Source organism: Kitasatospora sp. NPDC004799 (genome assembly GCF_040609095.1).
Lineage (GTDB): Bacteria > Actinomycetota > Actinomycetes > Streptomycetales > Streptomycetaceae > Kitasatospora.
This window is the reverse complement of sequence record NZ_JBEXJK010000571.1, coordinates 850-4,083: the sequence shown is the minus strand read 5'-3', so window position 1 is coordinate 4,083 and position 3,234 is coordinate 850. Positions and strand designations below refer to the sequence as shown.

The 3,234-nt window shown below is 70.9% G+C and carries 1 protein-coding gene and 1 pseudogene; both read left to right on the top strand.

The genetic code is table 11. The annotated features are described in order from the left end of the window. Positions 1-111: pseudogene (locus ABZW03_RS38210) on the top strand (ATP-binding protein); the annotation flags it as partial. A gap of 422 nt (positions 112-533) precedes the next feature. Then, on the top strand, positions 534-3,234 hold a 2,701-nt coding region (locus ABZW03_RS38205; protein ID WP_355269089.1), incomplete at its 3' end, for a nitrate- and nitrite sensing domain-containing protein.

Below are 3,234 nucleotides of genomic sequence, written 5' to 3'. Positions count from 1 at the left end.
CAACTCGGCACCGACACCCCCGTCATCACCCTCGACGCCCGCCGCCGCGACAGCGCCAAGAGCGCCCTCATCACCCTCGTCGAACACGCCCTGCTCGCCCGGCTCCGCTGAGCGGGCCGGGCGCCCCGGAGGCGAGCGCGCGAACAACCGCCCCGACGGTCCGTCCCGCGACGGGCGGCCGTCGGGGCGGCGACGCTTACCGGCCGGTGTCCTCCCGGGGCCCCGCGCAAGACCCGTGTATAAGCAGCGGATAACAGTTCGGTAGGCATTTTGTGATCAACAGTGACTCAGCGTGGCGAAACAGCGTCACTCAGCGCCAGGTGACCACGGTTTTGCTCCGTCATGTCGGTGATTGTCCGGATTGTGCCGACGCGGGTGCCGGACGGCGGCTGTTTGTCCCCCATCCCTGCACGTGCTGAAATTCCAGCTACCCCTGGATGTCTCCTGCGCCGGCCCGTCCGGCGGCGGATCGGAGCCCCGGGGTAGCGCTGGATTGATCCATGGCCGACTGTCGGCCGAGAGGTAGTTGTCGAGTGAGGCGTAAGCAGCAACCCGCCCCGCAGCGGCGCTCCGAGCCCCGCCAGAGCGAGCCGAACGGTACCCCGGGGGACCCGGCCGGGTTCTCCGCGTTCACTCCCACCGAGGAACGCGCCCCGACCCCCGCCCCGGCCGCCGGGCCCCAGCCCGCGCCCCCGACGCCCCGCAGCGGCGGCTCGTCGGGCGACGACGGCGGCTCCAGCCGGTACGACTTCCTCCGCCCGCGCAACTGGCGCGTGCCGACCCGCCTGATCGCGATCCTGCTGATCCCCGTGATCATCAGTCTCGTCTTCGGCGGCCTCCGCGTGAACACCTCGGTCGACGGCTACATCAAGGCCTCCCGCGCCGAGAAGACCGCGGAGCTGGCCAAGGCGGCGACCGAACTCGCCGAGGCGCTGGAGAACGAGCGCGACAAGACGCTCATACCCCTGCTCACCAAGCAGGACCCGAACAACGAGGTCACCAAGCGCCGCGGCGACACCGACGCCGCGCTGAAGGCCTACAACGCCGCCTACGCGGCCTCCGACAAGTCCGGCGAGCTGCCCCGCCGCCACGACGCCTTCCAGGCCCTGGTGATCGACCTGCCGCACCTGCGGGCCAACGCGTACAACCCCGAGCTGTTCATCAGCGCGACCGCCAACGCCTACTCGACGATGTTCGCCCCGCTGCTGGCGTACGACAACTCGGTCGGCCTGGGCTCCACCAACGCCACCAGCAAGGGCCGCGCGATCTACGCGATGTCGCTGGCCAAGGCGTCCGCCTCGACCCAGCGCTCGCTGATGCTGAGCCTGCTGGTCGGCATCGCGCAGAACGGCACCACCCGGTACGAGAACGTCGACGCGACCCAGCAGATCGTGCTCGCGGAGAAGCTGGAGCAGGTCTCCCTCAACGAGTTCAAGACCGGTAGCGCCCCCGAGGACGCCAAGAAGTACTCGGACGCGCAGGTCGCCCTGGCCACCTCCCAGGAGCGCTCGGCGTACAAGATGCCCAACGGCGCGGCGCCCACCATGCAGGGCCTGCTGGCCCTGGCCGCCTCGTACAGCCAGGCGGCCTCGGAGGGCCAGCTGAAGGGCAAGGCCACCGCCGACGCCGCGTTCGCCGAGGCGAAGGCCGCCGGCCTGACCCCGGACAACTGGAACCAGGCCGCCAACACCCACATCCAGGCCCTGCGGAACACCGAAGTCGCGCTGCTGGACGACGTCCTCTCCGACTCCCGCGCCCTGAAGGACAACGCGCTCTACGACGCCATCCTCAACACGATCATCGTCGTCGCGGCGCTGATCCTGGCCGGTCTGCTCACCGGCTACGTGGCGCGCTCGATGATCCTCGGCATGCGCACCCTGCGCAGCGCCGCCCTGGAGATCGCCGACCACCGCCTGCCGGACCTGGTCGAGAAGCTCTCCAAGACCGACCCCGACCGGGTCGACACCTCGGTGACCCCGATCCCGCTGCACGGCAAGGACGAGATCGGCGAGGTCGCCCGGGCGTTCGACCAGGTCCACCAGCAGGCCGTGGCGCTCGCCGCCGAGCAGGCCCTGCTGCGAGGGAACGTCAACGCGATCTTCACCAACCTGTCGCGCCGCAGCCAGAGCCTGATCCAGCGCCAGCTGGCGCTGATCACCGACCTGGAGAACAACGAGGCCGACCCGGACCAGCTGGAGAACCTCTTCAAGCTGGACCACCTGGCCACCCGTATGCGCCGCAACGGTGAGAACCTGCTCGTCCTCGCGGGCGAGGAGGCCGGCCGCCGCTGGAACACCCCGGTCCCGCTGGTCGACGTGCTGCGCGCCGCCGCCTCCGAGGTGGAGCAGTACGAGCGCGTCGAGCTCTCCGGCATCCCGGAGGTCGAGGTCGTCGGCGCCGCCGTGACCGACCTCGTCCACCTGCTCGCCGAGCTGCTGGAGAACGCCACCTCGTTCTCCAGCCCGCAGACCCGGGTGCTGGTCAACGCCACCCGCCTGCCGGACGGCCGCGTGCTGGTCGAGATCCACGACAAGGGCATCGGCCTCACCGCCGAGGACTTCGCGGAGATCAACGAGAAGCTGGCCGAGCCGCCCACGGTGGACGCCACCATCTCCCGCCGCATGGGCCTGTTCGTGGTCGGCCGGCTCTCCCAGCGGCACGACATCCGCGTCCAGCTCCGCCCGTCCGGCGAGTCCGCCGGCACCACCTCGCTGGTCATGCTCCCGCCGTTCGTCACCCAGTCGGGTCCGGCGCCGGAGCCCGAGGAGCAGTTCACCGTCTCCCGGATCTTCGCCGAGCAGGAGCCGGCCGCCGAGTGGGCGCCGGACACCCGCGCCCGCAGCGCGGCCGAGCTCGGCTTCGACGACCACCTCACCGGCATCGGCAACGCCGGCTCCAGCGGGTTCAGCCCCGCCCTGGAGGCCGTCCAGCGCTCCCAGCGCCTCGACCAGGTCCGCCGGGCGGCCCTGGAGGGCGGCCCGCAGCCGCCGGTGGTGGACGCCGAGGTCGAGGAGGACTACCAGCAGGGCTACGACCAGTACGCCCCGCAGGGCTACGACAACCAGCAGCAGGGCTACGCCGACGACCAGTACGGCTACGACCAGGGCGGCTACCAGCAGGACGAGTACGCCCAGGACGGCTACGACCAGTACGCCCCGCAGGGCTACGACAACCAGCAGCAGGGCTACGCCGACGACCAGTACGGCTACGACCAGGGCGGCTACCAGCAGGACG